Origin of the sequence: Enterobacter sp. E20, from assembly GCF_000801755.2 — a bacterium.
GTDB classification, from domain to species: domain Bacteria; phylum Pseudomonadota; class Gammaproteobacteria; order Enterobacterales; family Enterobacteriaceae; genus Enterobacter; species Enterobacter asburiae_B.
Map to the genome: position 1 here is coordinate 4,595,199 of NZ_CP012999.1, position 16,180 is coordinate 4,611,378.

Annotated in this window: 11 protein-coding genes, 4 tRNA genes and 3 rRNA genes; 3 read left to right on the plus strand and 15 right to left on the minus strand. The window is 55.5% G+C overall.

The window, feature by feature from the left end; all coding sequences use genetic code 11:
* Positions 1-29 precede the first annotated feature (29 nt).
* Positions 30-920, plus strand: a complete 891-nt coding sequence (ilvY, locus tag NI40_RS21505) for an HTH-type transcriptional activator IlvY (protein ID WP_023333829.1) — start codon at positions 30-32, stop codon at positions 918-920.
* Here ilvY and ilvA read toward each other — a convergent pair.
* The 7 genes from ilvA to ilvL form a co-directional block, all read right to left on the minus strand.
* Positions 917-2,461: a threonine ammonia-lyase, biosynthetic gene (ilvA, locus tag NI40_RS21510; RefSeq protein ID WP_024907958.1), complete on the minus strand. Its 1,545-nt coding sequence runs from the start codon at positions 2,459-2,461 to the stop codon at positions 917-919. The genes ilvY and ilvA overlap by 4 nt on opposite strands.
* Positions 2,462-2,463: 2 nt before the next feature.
* Entirely contained in the window at positions 2,464-4,314 is a 1,851-nt protein-coding gene (gene ilvD / locus NI40_RS21515; RefSeq protein ID WP_033146918.1) for a dihydroxy-acid dehydratase, read from the minus strand.
* A 60-nt stretch (positions 4,315-4,374) separates the two neighbouring features.
* Entirely contained in the window at positions 4,375-5,304 is a 930-nt protein-coding gene (ilvE, locus tag NI40_RS21520) for a branched-chain-amino-acid transaminase (protein ID WP_039264266.1), read from the minus strand.
* Between the two features lie 18 nt (positions 5,305-5,322).
* Positions 5,323-5,586: an acetolactate synthase 2 small subunit gene (gene ilvM, locus NI40_RS21525; protein WP_024907956.1), complete on the minus strand. Its 264-nt coding sequence runs from the start codon at positions 5,584-5,586 to the stop codon at positions 5,323-5,325.
* Complete coding sequence (gene ilvG / locus NI40_RS21530) at positions 5,583-7,229, minus strand: acetolactate synthase 2 catalytic subunit (protein ID WP_039264267.1); 1,647 nt, start codon at positions 7,227-7,229, stop codon at positions 5,583-5,585. Before ilvG ends, ilvM begins: the two co-directional genes overlap by 4 nt.
* A gap of 2 nt (positions 7,230-7,231) precedes the next feature.
* Positions 7,232-7,282: a peptide IlvX gene (gene ilvX / locus NI40_RS24240; protein ID WP_166792073.1), complete on the minus strand. Its 51-nt coding sequence runs from the start codon at positions 7,280-7,282 to the stop codon at positions 7,232-7,234.
* A gap of 86 nt (positions 7,283-7,368) precedes the next feature.
* Positions 7,369-7,467: an ilv operon leader peptide gene (ilvL, locus tag NI40_RS23495; RefSeq protein ID WP_001311244.1), complete on the minus strand. Its 99-nt coding sequence runs from the start codon at positions 7,465-7,467 to the stop codon at positions 7,369-7,371.
* A 341-nt stretch (positions 7,468-7,808) separates the two neighbouring features.
* On the opposite strand from ilvL, the gene NI40_RS21535 reads away from it, so the two are divergent.
* Positions 7,809-9,329 (plus strand): YifB family Mg chelatase-like AAA ATPase, encoded by a 1,521-nt coding sequence (locus NI40_RS21535; protein WP_039264268.1) that lies wholly within the window; start codon positions 7,809-7,811, stop codon positions 9,327-9,329.
* Between the two features lie 30 nt (positions 9,330-9,359).
* On the opposite strand, the gene NI40_RS21540 is transcribed toward NI40_RS21535, so the two are convergent.
* Positions 9,360-9,698 carry a DUF413 domain-containing protein gene (locus NI40_RS21540; protein WP_023309658.1) on the minus strand — a complete coding sequence of 113 codons (339 nt, stop codon included), beginning with the start codon at positions 9,696-9,698 and terminating at the stop codon, positions 9,360-9,362.
* A 118-nt stretch (positions 9,699-9,816) separates the two neighbouring features.
* Between NI40_RS21540 and hdfR the strand changes: the two genes are divergently transcribed.
* Complete coding sequence (hdfR, locus tag NI40_RS21545; protein WP_023309659.1) at positions 9,817-10,638, plus strand: HTH-type transcriptional regulator HdfR; 822 nt, start codon at positions 9,817-9,819, stop codon at positions 10,636-10,638.
* Between the two features lie 97 nt (positions 10,639-10,735).
* Here the strand turns inward: hdfR and NI40_RS21550 are convergent.
* The 7 genes from NI40_RS21550 to NI40_RS21580 all read right to left on the minus strand — a co-directional run bounded on the left by NI40_RS21550 (position 10,736) and on the right by NI40_RS21580 (position 16,061).
* Positions 10,736-10,811 (minus strand) — tRNA-Trp (locus tag NI40_RS21550).
* Positions 10,812-10,864: 53 nt separating this feature from the next.
* A tRNA-Asp gene (locus NI40_RS21555) sits at positions 10,865-10,941 on the minus strand.
* A 55-nt stretch (positions 10,942-10,996) separates the two neighbouring features.
* Positions 10,997-11,112: ribosomal RNA gene (gene rrf / locus NI40_RS21560) — 5S ribosomal RNA — on the minus strand.
* A 69-nt stretch (positions 11,113-11,181) separates the two neighbouring features.
* Positions 11,182-14,086, minus strand: a 23S ribosomal RNA gene (locus NI40_RS21565).
* Positions 14,087-14,256: 170 nt separating this feature from the next.
* Positions 14,257-14,332, minus strand: a tRNA-Ala gene (locus NI40_RS21570).
* Between the two features lie 42 nt (positions 14,333-14,374).
* A tRNA-Ile gene (locus NI40_RS21575) sits at positions 14,375-14,451 on the minus strand.
* A gap of 70 nt (positions 14,452-14,521) precedes the next feature.
* A 16S ribosomal RNA gene (locus NI40_RS21580) occupies positions 14,522-16,061 on the minus strand.
* Together the 16S, 23S and 5S rRNA genes with 4 tRNA genes alongside form the textbook arrangement of a ribosomal RNA operon.
* Positions 16,062-16,180: the final 119 nt, after the last annotated feature.

Genomic DNA, 16,180 nt, shown 5'->3' on the forward strand with positions numbered 1-16,180 from the left:
TTGCAATATAAAAAGAGGGAGTGGAATCGGTGGATTTACGCGATCTGAAAATGTTCCTGCACCTGGCGGAAAGCCGCCATTTTGGCCGCAGCGCCCGGGCGATGCACGTTAGCCCCTCCACGCTTTCACGCCAGATCCAGCGGCTTGAGGAAGACCTCGGCCAGCCGCTGTTCGTGCGCGACAACCGCACCGTCACCCTCACGGAAGCGGGTGAAGAACTGCGCATTTTTGCCCAGCAGACGCTGTTGCAGTACCAGCAGCTGCGGCACTCAATTGACCAGCAGGGGCCGTCGCTTTCCGGCGAGCTGCATATTTTCTGCTCCGTGACCGCCGCCTACAGCCATCTGCCGCCCATCCTTGACCGCTTCCGCGCGGCGCATCCGTCGGTTGAAATTAAGCTCACCACCGGCGACGCCTCCGACGCAATGGAAAAAGTGGTGACGGGCGAAGCGGATCTCGCCATAGCAGGGAAACCCGAAACCCTGCCGGGCGCGGTGGCATTCTCAATGCTGGAGAATCTGGCGGTGGTGCTGATTGCCCCGGCGCTGCCCTGCCCGGTGCGTAACCAGGTGTCGGTGGAAAAACCGGACTGGTCCACGGTGCCGTTTATCATGGCCGATCAGGGACCGGTGCGCCGCCGCATTGAGCTGTGGTTCCGTCGTCAGAAGATCAGCAACCCGTCGATTTACGCCACGGTTAGCGGCCATGAGGCGATGGTGTCGATGGTAGCGCTGGGCTGCGGCGTGGCGCTTCTGCCGGAAGTGGTGCTGGAGAACAGCCCGGAACCGGTGCGCAATCGCGTGATGATTCTGGAGCGCAGCGACGAGAAGACGCCGTTTGAGCTTGGCGTGTGCGCACAAAAAAAGCGGCTGCATGAGCCGCTTATTGATGCGTTCTGGACGATATTGCCGAACCACTAGCCTGCCAGGAAGAAGCGGAAGGCCGGGTTATGGGTTTCGTCGTGACACTCATAGCCCAGCTCGTTCAGCCGCGTTTCGAAATCCGGCTCGTGCTCGCCCAGTTCAAACGCCGCCAGCACGCGGCCATAGTCGGTGCCGTGGCTGCGGTAGTGGAACAGGGAAATGTTCCAGTGCGTGCCAAGCGTGTGAAGGAACTTTAGCAGCGCGCCCGGTGATTCCGGAAACTCGAAGCTGAACAGACGTTCCCTGAGCGGCTTCGATGGACGCCCGCCGACCATGTAGCGCACGTGCAGCTTCGCCATCTCATCGTCAGAAAGATCGACCACGCTATAGCCGCCCTCATGCAGCAGGTTGAGGATCTCTTTGCGCTCCTCCACGCCGCGGCTCAGACGCACGCCGACAAAAATGCAGGCGTCTTTGGCATCGGCAAAACGGTAGTTAAATTCCGTCACCGAACGGCCGCCCAGCAGCTGGCAGAACTTCAGGAAGCTGCCCTTCTCTTCAGGAATCGTCACCGCCAGCAGCGCTTCCCGCTGTTCACCCAGCTCGCAGCGCTCGGAAACGTAGCGCAGACCGTGGAAGTTCACGTTAGCGCCAGACAGCACGTGCGCCAGGCGCTCGCCGCGAATGTTGTGCTGCGCGATGTATTTTTTCATCCCCGCCAGCGCCAGCGCGCCTGACGGTTCCGCCACCGCGCGCACATCTTCGAACAGATCCTTCATCGCCGCGCAGATGGCGTCGCTATCAACCGTGACGATATCGTCGAGATACTCCTGGCACAGGCGGAAGGTTTCATCCCCAATGCGCTTCACCGCCACGCCCTCGGCAAACAGCCCGACGCGCGGCAGGTCCACAGGATGCCCGGCATCCAGCGCCGCTTTCAGGCAGGCAGAGTCTTCCGCTTCAACGGCAATGACTTTGATCTGCGGCATCAGCTGTTTGATCAGCACCGCCACGCCTGCGGCCAGGCCACCGCCGCCTACCGGGACGAAGACGCGGTCGAGATGGGCATCCTGCTGCAGCAGTTCCAGCGCCAGCGTGCCCTGCCCGGCAATCACCATCGGATGATCGAACGGCGGCACCCAGGTAAAGCCCTGCTGCTGCGCCAGTTCAATCGCTTTGGCTTTGGCTTCGTCAAAGTTGGCGCCGTGGAGCAGCACTTCGCCGCCGAAACCGCGCACCGCGTCGACTTTGATATCTGCGGTCGCAACCGGCATCACGATCAGCGCTTTCAGCCCCAGACGGGCAGACGAGAACGCCACGCCCTGGGCGTGGTTGCCCGCAGACGCGGTAATCACACCGCGTGCTTTCTGCTCGTCGGTCAGCCCGGCCATCATCGCGTAGGCGCCGCGCAGCTTAAAGCTGTGCACCGGCTGACGATCTTCGCGCTTCACCAGAATGACGTTGTCGAGGCGCGAAGAGAGTTTTTCCATTTTCTGCAGGGGCGTAACCTGCACGGCTTCATAGACCGGCGCGCGTAGCACCGCTCTCAGGTATTCCGCCCCCTCAGGGGCGGCGGATAAGGGTTGTGACTCGGCCATCATTAGCCCCCAAGTTTAGATTTATCGCGCACCGCGCCTTTATCTGCACTGGTGGCAAGGCTCGCGTAGGCGCGCAGGGCGAAGGAGACTTCACGCTGGCGGTCTTTCGGCGTCCAGGCTTTGTCGCCGCGGGCTTCCTGCGCTTCACGACGGGCCGCAATTTCCTGGTCGCTCAGCTTCAGCTGAATGCCGCGATTCGGAATGTCGATTTCGATCAGGTCGCCGTCTTCGATGATGGCGATGTTGCCGCCGCTTGCCGCTTCCGGCGAAACGTGGCCGATAGAGAGGCCGGAAGTACCGCCGGAGAAACGCCCGTCGGTGATCAGCGCACACGCTTTACCGAGTCCCATAGATTTCAGGAAGGTGGTTGGGTAGAGCATCTCCTGCATGCCGGGACCGCCTTTCGGTCCTTCGTAGCGAATAACAACCACGTCGCCTTCCACCACTTTGCCGCCGAGGATGGCGTCTACCGCTTCATCCTGGCTTTCGTATACCTTCGCCGGACCGGTGAATTTCAGGATGCTGTCGTCCACGCCTGCGGTTTTCACGATGCAGCCGTTTTCCGCGAAGTTACCGTACAGCACGGCCAGACCGCCGTCTTTGCTGTAGGCATGTTCCAGCGAGCGGATGCAGCCTTCGGCACGGTCATCGTCCAGAGTGTCCCAGCGGCAATCCTGCGAGAACGCCTGGGTGGTACGAATCCCGGCAGGACCGGCGCGGAACATCTTTTTCACCGCGTCGTCTTTGGTCAGCATGACGTCGTACTGGTCCAGCGACTCAGGCAGCGTCAGGCCAAGCACGTTTTTCACGTCACGGTTCAGCAGCCCGGCGCGATCCAGCTCGCCCAAAATGCCCAGCACGCCGCCCGCGCGGTGTACGTCTTCCATATGGTACTTCTGGGTACTCGGCGCGACTTTACACAACTGCGGGACTTTGCGGGAGAGCTTATCGATGTCGCTCATGGTGAAGTCGATTTCGGCTTCCTGCGCGGCGGCCAGCAGGTGCAGAACGGTGTTGGTGGAGCCGCCCATGGCGATATCCAGCGTCATCGCGTTTTCGAACGCGGCTTTGCTGGCGATGTTGCGCGGCAGCGCGCTGGCGTCGTCCTGCTCGTAGTATCGTTTGGTCAGCTCAACGATGCGCTTACCGGCGTTGAGGAACAGCTGCTTACGGTCGGCGTGGGTCGCCAGCAGCGAACCGTTGCCCGGCTGAGACAGGCCCAGCGCTTCGGTCAGGCAGTTCATAGAGTTGGCGGTGAACATACCGGAACAGGAGCCGCAGGTCGGACACGCGGAGCGTTCCACCTGATCGCTCTGCTCGTCAGAGACTTTCGGGTCCGCGCCCTGGATCATCGCATCGACCAGGTCGAGCTTGATGATTTTGTCGGAGAGCTTGGTTTTCCCCGCTTCCATCGGGCCGCCGGAGACGAAGATCACCGGAATGTTCAGGCGCAGGGAGGCCATCAGCATCCCCGGGGTGATTTTGTCGCAGTTGGAGATGCAGACCATCGCATCGGCGCAGTGGGCGTTAACCATATATTCTACGGAGTCGGCGATCAACTCGCGCGACGGCAGTGAATAGAGCATGCCCCCGTGCCCCATCGCGATACCGTCATCCACCGCAATGGTGTTGAACTCTTTTGCCACGCCGCCGGAGGCTTCGATTTGCTCGGCAACCAGCTTACCGAGATCGCGCAGGTGCACGTGGCCCGGTACAAACTGGGTGAAGGAGTTCACCACGGCGATAATCGGCTTGCCGAAATCGGCGTCGGTCATTCCGGTGGCGCGCCACAGCGCGCGGGCTCCCGCCATATTACGGCCGTGGGTGGTGGTGGCTGAACGATACTTAGGCATGCTTTATTGACTCCCGTCTGACTATTTAATGGGACGGTGCGTGCCGTCCCAAATTTATGCTTAGTGATTAACCTGATCCAACCAGCCGTATTTATCTTCTGTTTCGCCGGTGAAGAGGCCGAAGAACGCTTGCTGAATACGTTTGGTCACCGGGCCACAGCGGCCTTCGCCCACCTGGATACCGTCCACGCTGCGTACCGGCGTGATTTCAGCCGCCGTACCGGACATGAACACTTCATCCGCCAGATACAGGGATTCGCGGGACAGCACCTGCTCGCGCACTTCGATACCCAGATCTTTCGCCAGCTTGATGATGGCGTCACGGGTGATGCCCGGCAGCGCGGACGAGGTGAACGGCGGCGTGAACAAAATGCCGTCTTTTACTTCAAACAGGTTTTCACCCGCACCTTCTGAGATGTAGCCATTTACGTCGAGGGCGATGCCTTCCTGATAGCCGTGGCGGCGCGCTTCGCTACCGACCAGCAATGAGGAGAGATAGTTACCGCCTGCTTTCGCGGCGGTCGGGATGGTGTTTGGCGCCACGCGGTTCCAGGAAGAGACCATTGCGTCGATCCCCTGCTCCAGGGCTTCTGCACCCAGGTAAGCACCCCACGGGAACGCGGCAATGATCACATCTGTGGTATAGCCGGCTGGCGGGTTCACGCCCATGCCGACGTCGCCCACAAACACCAGCGGACGAATATAGGCGCTGGTCAGTTTGTTTTTACGGATAACGTCGCGGCAGGCTTCCATCAGCTCATCGACGCTTTGAGAAACCGGGAAACGATAAATTTTGGCTGAGTCATGCAGACGCTGCATGTGTTCGCGATGGCGGAACACCACTGGCCCTTTGTGAGAATCGTAGCAGCGGATGCCTTCAAATACGGAGGTACCGTAGTGCAGCGCGTGGGACATCACGTGGACCTTCGCGTCCTCCCAGCGAACCATCTCACCGTTGAACCAAATGTAATCAGCTTTTTTTGTCGTCATTTTTTCGTCCTGTCACGCTTAAGCGCGGATTTGTTGTGATGTGGTTGTGCTCTGGCAGATGGCAACATGGGCAACGTCTACCAGCTTTGATAACTGACTAAACAGTAAGTCGACCGACCGCGGGCTGGCAACGGTTAATTCGATACTGATATTCCGGGCGTCAGTGGCCGTCTCCATATTCATAGAGCAAATCTGAAAACCACGATGACGCACCACACGCAAAACGCGTTCTAAGGTTTCCGGGTTGAAGCGAGCCTGTACGGCGACCTGATGCTGCATCATGATAATTTCTCCATCATTTGTGAGTTACTGGCACCAGGCGGTACCAACGGCCAGACGTTCTCGAGTTCGTCGATTGAGACATGAAGCAGGTAAGGCCCATCGCTGTTCAGCATGGTGTCGAGCGCCGCTTCAACCTGATCTTTACGGGTGATGTGCTGACCAGGGATGCCGAAGGCGCTGGCCAGGGTGAGGAAATCGGGGTTATCGGTGAGAGTCGTTTCGCTGTAGCGCTCCTGGAAGAACAGCTGTTGCCACTGGCGAACCATCCCTAAACGCTGGTTGTCGAGCAACACGATCTTCAGCGGCAACTGCTTGCGCTTAACGGTGCCGAGCTCCTGAACGTTCATCATGAAGGAGCCGTCACCGGAGATACAGATAACGGTATCGTTCGGGCGGGCTACCTGCGCGCCAACGGCTGCCGGCAGACCGAAGCCCATGGTACCCAAGCCGCTGGAGGTGATGAAGTTTTCCGGACGGGTGTAGGTCATGTGCTGCGCGGACCACATCTGGTGCTGGCCTACGTCGGTGGTGACGACGCTGTCAGCCGGTTTACGGTCGGACAACTGCTTCAACAGCAGCGGCGCGTAGATGGCCTCGCCGGGGTGGTCGTAACGCCAGGCGTGCTCGGTGCGCATGTCTGCGATGTGCTGACGCCATGCGTTGATATCCAGCGGCTGCTGCAATGCCGGTAACAGCGCGTTGAGATCGCCCTGCAAGGCGACATGCGCCTGACGCAGCTTGTTCATTTCAGCCGGGTCGATATCCATATGGATGACTTTGGCGTTCGGCGCAAAGGTATTCAGCTTGCCGGTAACGCGGTCGTCAAAACGGGCACCTACGGCGATGAGCAGATCGCACTCCTGCACCGCCAGGTTTGCCGCTTTGGTGCCGTGCATCCCCAGCATGCCCAGATAGTAGGGGTAATCCGCGTCGACTGCACCGAGACCTTTCAGCGTGCAGGTCGCTGGCATCTGCGTTGTTGCGATAAATTCGCGCAGGGCAGGAACGGCCTGCGCCATGCCTACGCCACCGCCGACGTACAGCATCGGCTGTTTCGCCTGGGCCAGCATCTGACGGGCCTCTTCAACTTCCGCTTCCGGAAAGGCATCGTCGCTTTCAACGGTAGAGAAGTGCGGTTCCAGATCGCCGAGTGCCACCTGGATATCTTTCGGGATATCAACCAGAACCGGACCGGGACGACCGGAGTTTGCCACATCGAACGCTTCTGCCATTACGCGCGGCAGCTCTTCCAGAGACTGGACGAGGAAGCTGTGTTTGGTGCAGGCCAGCGATAAACCGAGGACGTCAACTTCCTGGAAAGCATCGGTACCGATGAACGGAGACGCCACCTGCCCGGTGATGGCGACAACGGGAACGGAATCCAGCAGCGCGTCAGCCAGGCCGGTGATCAGGTTCGTTGCGCCCGGGCCTGAAGTCGCCATACACACGCCGGTTTTACCGGTCGCGCGGGCATAACCGATGGCTGCCATCGCTGCGCCCTGCTCGTGTCGGCACAAGAGATGTTCCACGCCGCCGTCATACAGTGCATCGTAAATCGGCATAATTGCGCCACCCGGATAACCGAATACGGTTTCGACTCCCTGCGCGCGCAACGCATGTACTACCCACTGTGCCCCATTCATAGTTAGTTCCCCGTCATAAATCGGGAGAAACAGAATTTTGTGCTAGTCGTCATTCTCTGCTCCTCATTTACGTTTTTTAGTCATAAAAAAACCCCCGGACCTTTCGGTGCGGGGGTCTTAGTTCGTTAAGGCTTGATTTCTAAGCCTTTCCTCGTCCAAGTGCAGCCCCGCACGGTGGGATAATAATCACCACCACGCTAATCACGACCAGGCTAATCACTCGTAGAAGGGCTGTCATTTTCAGTTCTTTTTGCATCTTGTTCGAAGGAATACCTAAAGAGTTATCACAGTTTTTAAATCAAACACAAGATTTATTTATGACGGATTTGATTAGGCCGCGAATCATATTTCTTAAAACCGTTGTTTTATATACGGAAATTAGAAAATGAATATTTTTCATTTTTTTACTGTCGGTCTTAGCGTCAAAACGGGGCTTTTTACATTCTACGAGAAGGCTTCCACGGTTATGCAAGGGTTTCATTGTGTGTTTAAAATCTCTGAACGGGCGGCGTAAATTCGCAAAATGACGCTAAACAGACAAAACAGGCGCTGGCATAGTCACACCAGGAGGTAGTGCAAATGTCACTGTCAGTTGTTTATACGCGTGCGGCTCTCGGGGTAAAGGCACCGCTTATTTCCGTCGAGGTTCATTTGAGCAATGGGCTACCCGGACTCACGCTTGTCGGGTTACCTGAAACGACGGTTAAAGAGGCCAGGGATCGCGTTCGCAGCGCAATAATAAATAGCGGTTATACCTTCCCCGCGAAGAAGATCACTATCAACCTTGCCCCCGCCGATCTGCCTAAAGAGGGGGGACGATACGATTTACCTATCGCAATTGCCCTTCTCGCGGCTTCTGAGCAGCTTAATACGACACGGCTAGGCTCGTATGAGTTCGTTGGCGAACTCGCGCTCACAGGCGCGTTAAGAGGCGTTCCCGGTGCGATATCGGGAGCCCTTGAAGCCATACGAGCAGGGCGGCAAATCATTGTCGCCAATGAAAACGCATCAGAAGTGAGTCTTATCGCCGAGAAGGGGTGTCTCGTCGCGGGGCATTTACAGGAAGTTTGTGCCTGGCTGGAAGGACGACATGAACTGTCCGAGCCGGAGGAGTGTGATGATGTTATAGCGGATGCTCCAGAGGATCTCAGCGAGATTATGGGACAGGAGCAAGGGAAACGGGCGCTGGAGATTACGGCTGCAGGTGGACACAATCTTCTGTTAATTGGGCCGCCAGGTACGGGTAAAACCATGCTGGCAAGCAGGTTGAGTGGGTTACTTCCACCGCTCAATAATCATGAAGCGCTGGAAAGTGCCGCCATATATAGCCTTATCAGTTCGACGTCGTTGCAAAAACAGTGGCGCCGTCGTCCTTTTCGTTCCCCGCATCATAGCGCTTCACTGACGGCAATGGTCGGCGGTGGGGCGATTCCGGGGCCGGGAGAGATCTCGCTGGCACACAATGGCATTCTGTTTCTTGATGAACTGCCTGAATTTGAGCGCCGTGTGCTGGATGCACTGAGGGAGCCCATTGAATCCGGTGAGATACATATCTCACGCACGAGAGCCAAAATAAGCTATCCCGCACAGTTTCAGCTGGTCGCGGCGATGAATCCCAGCCCGACGGGTCACTACCAGGGCAACCATAACCGCTGTACACCAGAGCAAACGTTGCGCTATCTGGGTAAGTTATCCGGCCCGTTCCTCGACCGTTTCGATTTATCCCTCGAAATTCCCCTTCCCCCGCCGGGTCTGCTCAGGCAAACGGGCATAACGGGTGAAAGCTCAGCGGAGGTACGCGAACGGGTGATTGCTGCTCAGACGCGGCAGTACGCTCGTCAGAACAGGCTGAATGCGCGGCTGGATAATGCCGGGATCCGGCAGTTTTGTTCACTTAACGTTGAGGATGCGGGATGGCTGGAGGAGACGTTAACGCGGTTCGGGCTGTCCATACGTGCGTGGCAGCGTTTGCTGAAGGTGGCCAGAACTATTGCTGACGTAGAGGGGTGCAATGACATTGAGAGGAAACATTTGCAGGAGGCGCTGAGCTACCGCGCTATCGATCGTTTGCTGCTGCATTTGCAGAAATTGCTGGCATAAAAAAAGGGGCCGTAGCCCCTTCTCTTCATTTTAGTCATCAGACTCGGTGTAGTCTTCTGCACCTTCCATCTGCGGCTTGCCGCCAGACAGCGTATGGAAGCGCTTTGGACGCTTAATGCGCGCCATGTACTTAATCCATACGCGTTCCGCTTCAGACTCCGGCTCACGCTCACCACGGCAAACAGAAACAAACTGTTTCTCGTCTTCGGTAGCAGGTTCACGCTTCCCCAGATCCAGCTCGTTAAAGGCATAACCATGGCGCTCAAGCAGTTGAGCTTCTTTGATGGTGAAATCGCCGTGACGAGAGAACCCGCGCGGATAATGTTTATTGTCGAAAAAACGATTAGTCGTCGTAAAGCTTTCCGCCATCCTACACGCTCCTAATTCTTTGGCCGAGCTATTTATGGCGCGGAGTATTAGTTACGCTTGACAGAGTGTAAAACAAAACATTTAAATCATAACGACAAATAATTTTGCGGAGAAAGATGTGGATACGGAATTGCTTAAAACTTTCCTTGAAGTGAGCAGAACACGCCACTTTGGGCGAGCAGCTGAAGCCCTTTACCTGACGCAGTCAGCAGTCAGTTTTCGTATTCGACAGCTGGAAAATCAACTGGGTGTGAATCTTTTTACCCGCCATCGCAACAATATTCGCTTAACGCCTGCCGGTGAGAAACTGCTGCCGTATGCAGAAACGCTCATGAATACCTGGCAGGCAGCACGTAAAGAGGTGGCACATACTTCGAGGCATAATGAATTCTCGATAGGGGCAAGCGCTTCTCTGTGGGAATGCATGCTAAGTCAGTGGCTTACCCGGCTGTATCATTCACATGGCCACTTGCAATTTGAAGCCAGGATTGCGCAACGGCAGTCGCTGGTTAAGCAACTTCATGAGCGCCAGCTTGATCTTCTGATCACAACCGAAGCCCCCAAGATGGACGAATTTAGCAGCCAGATTGTGGGCCAGTTTGGCCTGGCACTTTATGCGTCCGAACCTTCGATGATGAAGGCAGACCTGACTTATTTACGCCTGGAATGGGGACCGGATTTTCAGCAGCACGAGACGGGACTGATTGCACCTGATGATGTTCCGCAGTTAACGACCAGCTCGGCAGAGATCGCCTGTCAGCAGCTGCCTCTGCTGAAAGGTTGTACCTGGTTACCTGTTCGCTGGGCAGACACTAAAGCAGGGCTGCACACCGTGATGGATTCCACCACGCTTACCAGGCCGCTGTATGCAATTTGGCTGCAAAACAGTGATAAGCAATCTCAGATAAAAGATCTTTTAAAAATCAATGTAATGGATTGATGCATCAGCCAGCAGGGATGCTGGCTGAAATTAAGAAGAGAATTATCTGCCGTGTTTCAGGCAAAAAAAATCCTTTGCCGAAGCAAAGGATTCTATATGGCAGGGGCGGAGAGACTCGAACTCGCGACACCCGGTTTTGGAGACCGGTGCTCTACCAACTGAGCTACGCCCCTAAAGTTTTTTGCCATTAAGCCTGCCAACAAGGCAGGCTTAATGTCTTAATAAGTGGCGGAACGGACGGGACTCGAACCCGCGACCCCCTGCGTGACAGGCAGGTATTCTAACCGACTGAACTACCGCTCCACCGAAGACTGCTGTAACCACCGGATTTATGCACCGGCTTACTACTTAATTTGATGCCTGGCAGTTCCCTACTCTCACATGGGGAGACCCCACACTACCATCGGCGCTACGGCGTTTCACTTCTGAGTTCGGCATGGGGTCAGGTGGGACCACCGCGCTAAAGCCGCCAGGCAAATTCTGTTAATCTGTATCAGGCTGAAAATCCTGTCTCTCTCTTCGCCGAAACAGCTTCGGCGTTGTAAGGTTAAGCCTCACGGTTCATTAGTATCGGTTAGCTCAACGCATCGCTGCGCTTACACACCCGACCTATCAACGTCGTAGTCTTCAACGATCCTTCAGGACCCTTAAAGGGTCAGGGAGAACTCATCTCGGGGCAAGTTTCGTGCTTAGATGCTTTCAGCACTTATCTTTTCCGCATTTAGCTACCGGGCAGTGCCATTGGCATGACAACCCGAACACCAGTGATGCGTCCACTCCGGTCCTCTCGTACTAGGAGCAGCCCCCCTCAATTCTCCAGCGCCCACGGCAGATAGGGACCGAACTGTCTCACGACGTTCTAAACCCAGCTCGCGTACCACTTTAAATGGCGAACAGCCATACCCTTGGGACCTACTTCAGCCCCAGGATGTGATGAGCCGACATCGAGGTGCCAAACACCGCCGTCGATATGAACTCTTGGGCGGTATCAGCCTGTTATCCCCGGAGTACCTTTTATCCGTTGAGCGATGGCCCTTCCATTCAGAACCACCGGATCACTATGACCTGCTTTCGCACCTGCTCGAGCCGTCACTCTCGCAGTCAAGCTAGCTTATGCCATTGCACTAACCTCCTGATGTCCGACCAGGATTAGCTAACCTTCGTGCTCCTCCGTTACTCTTTGGGAGGAGACCGCCCCAGTCAAACTACCCACCAGACACTGTCCGCAACCCGGATTACGGGTCTACGTTAGAACACCAGCCATTAAAGGGTGGTATTTCAAGGTTGGCTCCACGCAGACTGGCGTCCACGCTTCAAAGCCTCCCACCTATCCTACACATCAAGGACCAGTGTTCAGTGTCAAGCTATAGTAAAGGTTCACGGGGTCTTTCCGTCTTGCCGCGGGTACACTGCATCTTCACAGCGAGTTCAATTTCACTGAGTCTCGGGTGGAGACAGCCTGGCCATCATTACGCCATTCGTGCAGGTCGGAACTTACCCGACAAGGAATTTCGCTACCTTAGGACCGTTATAGTTACGGCCGCCGTTTACCGGGGCTTCGATCAAGAGCTTCGCGTTGCCGCTAACCCCATCAATTAACCTTCCGGCACCGGGCAGGCGTCACACCGTATACGTCCACTTTCGTGTTTGCACAGTGCTGTGTTTTTAATAAACAGTTGCAGCCAGCTGGTATCTTCGACTGATTTCAGCTCCACCCGCAGGGGCTTCACCTACATATCAGCGTGCCTTCTCCCGAAGTTACGGCACCATTTTGCCTAGTTCCTTCACCCGAGTTCTCTCAAGCGCCTTGGTATTCTCTACCTGACCACCTGTGTCGGTTTGGGGTACGATTTGATGTTACCTGATGCTTAGAGGCTTTTCCTGGAAGCAGGGCATTTGTTACTTCAGCACCGTAGTGCCTCGTCATCACACCTCAGCGTTAAAAGGTACCGGATTTACCTGGAACCTCCGCCTACATGCTTAAACCGGGACAACCGTCGCCCGGCTAACATAGCCTTCTCCGTCCCCCCTTCGCAGTAACACCAAGTACAGGAATATTAACCTGTTTCCCATCGACTACGCCTTTCGGCCTCGCCTTAGGGGTCGACTCACCCTGCCCCGATTAACGTTGGACAGGAACCCTTGGTCTTCCGGCGAGCGGGCTTTTCACCCGCTTTATCGTTACTTATGTCAGCATTCGCACTTCTGATACCTCCAGCATGCCTCACAGCACACCTTCAACGGCTTACAGAACGCTCCCCTACCCAACAACGCCTAAGCGTCGCTGCCGCAGCTTCGGTGCATGGTTTAGCCCCGTTACATCTTCCGCGCAGGCCGACTCGACCAGTGAGCTATTACGCTTTCTTTAAATGATGGCTGCTTCTAAGCCAACATCCTGGCTGTCTGTGCCTTCCCACATCGTTTCCCACTTAACCATGACTTTGGGACCTTAGCTGGCGGTCTGGGTTGTTTCCCTCTTCACGACGGACGTTAGCACCCGCCGTGTGTCTCCCGTGATAACATTCTTCGGTATTCGTAGTTTGCATCGGGTTGGTAAGCCGGGATGGCCCCCTAGCCGAAACAGTGCTCTACCCCCGAAGATGAGTTCACGAGGCGCTACCTAAATAGCTTTCGGGGAGAACCAGCTATCTCCCGGTTTGATTGGCCTTTCACCCCCAGCCACAAGTCATCCGCTAATTTTTCAACATTAGTCGGTTCGGTCCTCCAGTTAGTGTTACCCAACCTTCAACCTGCCCATGGCTAGATCACCGGGTTTCGGGTCTATACCCTGCAACTTAACGCCCAGTTAAGACTCGGTTTCCCTTCGGCTCCCCTATACGGTTAACCTTGCTACAGAATATAAGTCGCTGACCCATTATACAAAAGGTACGCAGTCACACCACAAGGGTGCTCCCACTGCTTGTACGTACACGGTTTCAGGTTCTTTTTCACTCCCCTCGCCGGGGTTCTTTTCGCCTTTCCCTCACGGTACTGGTTCACTATCGGTCAGTCAGGAGTATTTAGCCTTGGAGGATGGTCCCCCCATATTCAGACAGGATACCACGTGTCCCGCCCTACTCTTCGAGTTCACAGCCTGTGTGCTTTCGTGTACGGGACTGTCACCCTGTACCGTGCGACTTTCCAGACGCTTCCACTAACACACAAGCTGATTCAGACTCTGGGCTGCTCCCCGTTCGCTCGCCGCTACTGGGGGAATCTCGGTTGATTTCTTTTCCTCGGGGTACTTAGATGTTTCAGTTCCCCCGGTTCGCCTCGTTAACCTATGTATTCAGTTAACGATAGTGTGACGAATCACACTGGGTTTCCCCATTCGGACATCGCCGGGTCAAAGGTTCATATCACCTCGCCGGCGCTTTTCGCAGATTAGCACGTCCTTCATCGCCTCTGACTGCCAGGGCATCCACCGTGTACGCTTAGTCGCTTAACCTCACAACCCGAAGATGTTTCACTTCTGATTGCGAAAATTTGAGAGACTCGAACACACATAACATGTGTGTCGTTTCAATTTTCAGCTTGATCCAGATTTTTAAAGAGCAAAACTTCGCAGTGCACCTTTTCAGGTTCACTCTGAAGTTTTCTTGTGTTCGCAGTAAAAGATGGTGGAGCTATGCGGGATCGAACCGCAGACCTCCTGCGTGCAAAGCAGGCGCTCTCCCAGCTGAGCTATAGCCCCATCGTTTGCAATCTCTGTACCGCTCATCCTTTAAAAGGAGTTTGGTAGGCCTGAGTGGACTTGAACCACCGACCTCACCCTTATCAGGGGTGCGCTCTAACCACCTGAGCTACAAGCCTGCAGAGATTTTTTACTGCTGTTTTTCATCAGACAATCTGTGTGAGCACTACAAAGGCAGGTTCTTTAAGGTAAGGAGGTGATCCAACCGCAGGTTCCCCTACGGTTACCTTGTTACGACTTCACCCCAGTCATGAATCACAAAGTGGTAAGCGCCCTCCCGAAGGTTAAGCTACCTACTTCTTTTGCAACCCACTCCCATGGTGTGACGGGCGGTGTGTACAAGGCCCGGGAACGTATTCACCGTAGCATTCTGATCTACGATTACTAGCGATTCCGACTTCATGGAGTCGAGTTGCAGACTCCAATCCGGACTACGACGCACTTTATGAGGTCCGCTTGCTCTCGCGAGGTCGCTTCTCTTTGTATGCGCCATTGTAGCACGTGTGTAGCCCTACTCGTAAGGGCCATGATGACTTGACGTCATCCCCACCTTCCTCCAGTTTATCACTGGCAGTCTCCTTTGAGTTCCCGGCCTAACCGCTGGCAACAAAGGATAAGGGTTGCGCTCGTTGCGGGACTTAACCCAACATTTCACAACACGAGCTGACGACAGCCATGCAGCACCTGTCTCAGAGTTCCCGAAGGCACCAATCCATCTCTGGAAAGTTCTCTGGATGTCAAGAGTAGGTAAGGTTCTTCGCGTTGCATCGAATTAAACCACATGCTCCACCGCTTGTGCGGGCCCCCGTCAATTCATTTGAGTTTTAACCTTGCGGCCGTACTCCCCAGGCGGTCGACTTAACGCGTTAGCTCCGGAAGCCACGCCTCAAGGGCACAACCTCCAAGTCGACATCGTTTACGGCGTGGACTACCAGGGTATCTAATCCTGTTTGCTCCCCACGCTTTCGCACCTGAGCGTCAGTCTTTGTCCAGGGGGCCGCCTTCGCCACCGGTATTCCTCCAGATCTCTACGCATTTCACCGCTACACCTGGAATTCTACCCCCCTCTACAAGACTCTAGCCTGCCAGTTTCGAATGCAGTTCCCAGGTTGAGCCCGGGGATTTCACATCCGACTTGACAGACCGCCTGCGTGCGCTTTACGCCCAGTAATTCCGATTAACGCTTGCACCCTCCGTATTACCGCGGCTGCTGGCACGGAGTTAGCCGGTGCTTCTTCTGCGGGTAACGTCAATTGCTGAGGTTATTAACCTCAACACCTTCCTCCCCGCTGAAAGTACTTTACAACCCGAAGGCCTTCTTCATACACGCGGCATGGCTGCATCAGGCTTGCGCCCATTGTGCAATATTCCCCACTGCTGCCTCCCGTAGGAGTCTGGACCGTGTCTCAGTTCCAGTGTGGCTGGTCATCCTCTCAGACCAGCTAGGGATCGTCGCCTAGGTGAGCCGTTACCCCACCTACTAGCTAATCCCATCTGGGCACATCTGATGGCAAGAGGCCCGAAGGTCCCCCTCTTTGGTCTTGCGACGTTATGCGGTATTAGCTACCGTTTCCAGTAGTTATCCCCCTCCATCAGGCAGTTTCCCAGACATTACTCACCCGTCCGCCGCTCGTCACCCAGGAGCAAGCTCCCTGTGTTACCGCTCGACTTGCATGTGTTAGGCCTGCCGCCAGCGTTCAATCTGAGCCATGATCAAACTCTTCAATTTAAGTTTGATGCTCGTGAATTAAACTTCGTAATGAATTACGTATGTTCACTCAGAGACTTGGTATTCATTTTTCGTCCTAGGACGTTAAGAATCCATGTCACTTTGAGTGCCCACACAGA

Excerpts from the sequence above, each read along its gene's own strand:
- ilvA (WP_024907958.1), bottom strand. The coding sequence starts at position 2,461 with ATGGCCGAGTCACAACCCTTATCCGCCGCCCCTGAGGGGGCGGAATAC.
- ilvD (WP_033146918.1), bottom strand. The coding sequence starts at position 4,314 with ATGCCTAAGTATCGTTCAGCCACCACCACCCACGGCCGTAATATGGCG.
- ilvE (WP_039264266.1), bottom strand. The coding sequence starts at position 5,304 with ATGACGACAAAAAAAGCTGATTACATTTGGTTCAACGGTGAGATGGTT.
- ilvM (WP_024907956.1), bottom strand. The coding sequence starts at position 5,586 with ATGATGCAGCATCAGGTCGCCGTACAGGCTCGCTTCAACCCGGAAACC.
- ilvG (WP_039264267.1), bottom strand. The coding sequence starts at position 7,229 with ATGAATGGGGCACAGTGGGTAGTACATGCGTTGCGCGCGCAGGGAGTC.
- ilvL (WP_001311244.1), bottom strand. The coding sequence starts at position 7,467 with ATGACAGCCCTTCTACGAGTGATTAGCCTGGTCGTGATTAGCGTGGTG.
- NI40_RS21535 (WP_039264268.1), top strand. The coding sequence starts at position 7,809 with ATGTCACTGTCAGTTGTTTATACGCGTGCGGCTCTCGGGGTAAAGGCA.
- NI40_RS21540 (WP_023309658.1), bottom strand. The coding sequence starts at position 9,698 with ATGGCGGAAAGCTTTACGACGACTAATCGTTTTTTCGACAATAAACAT.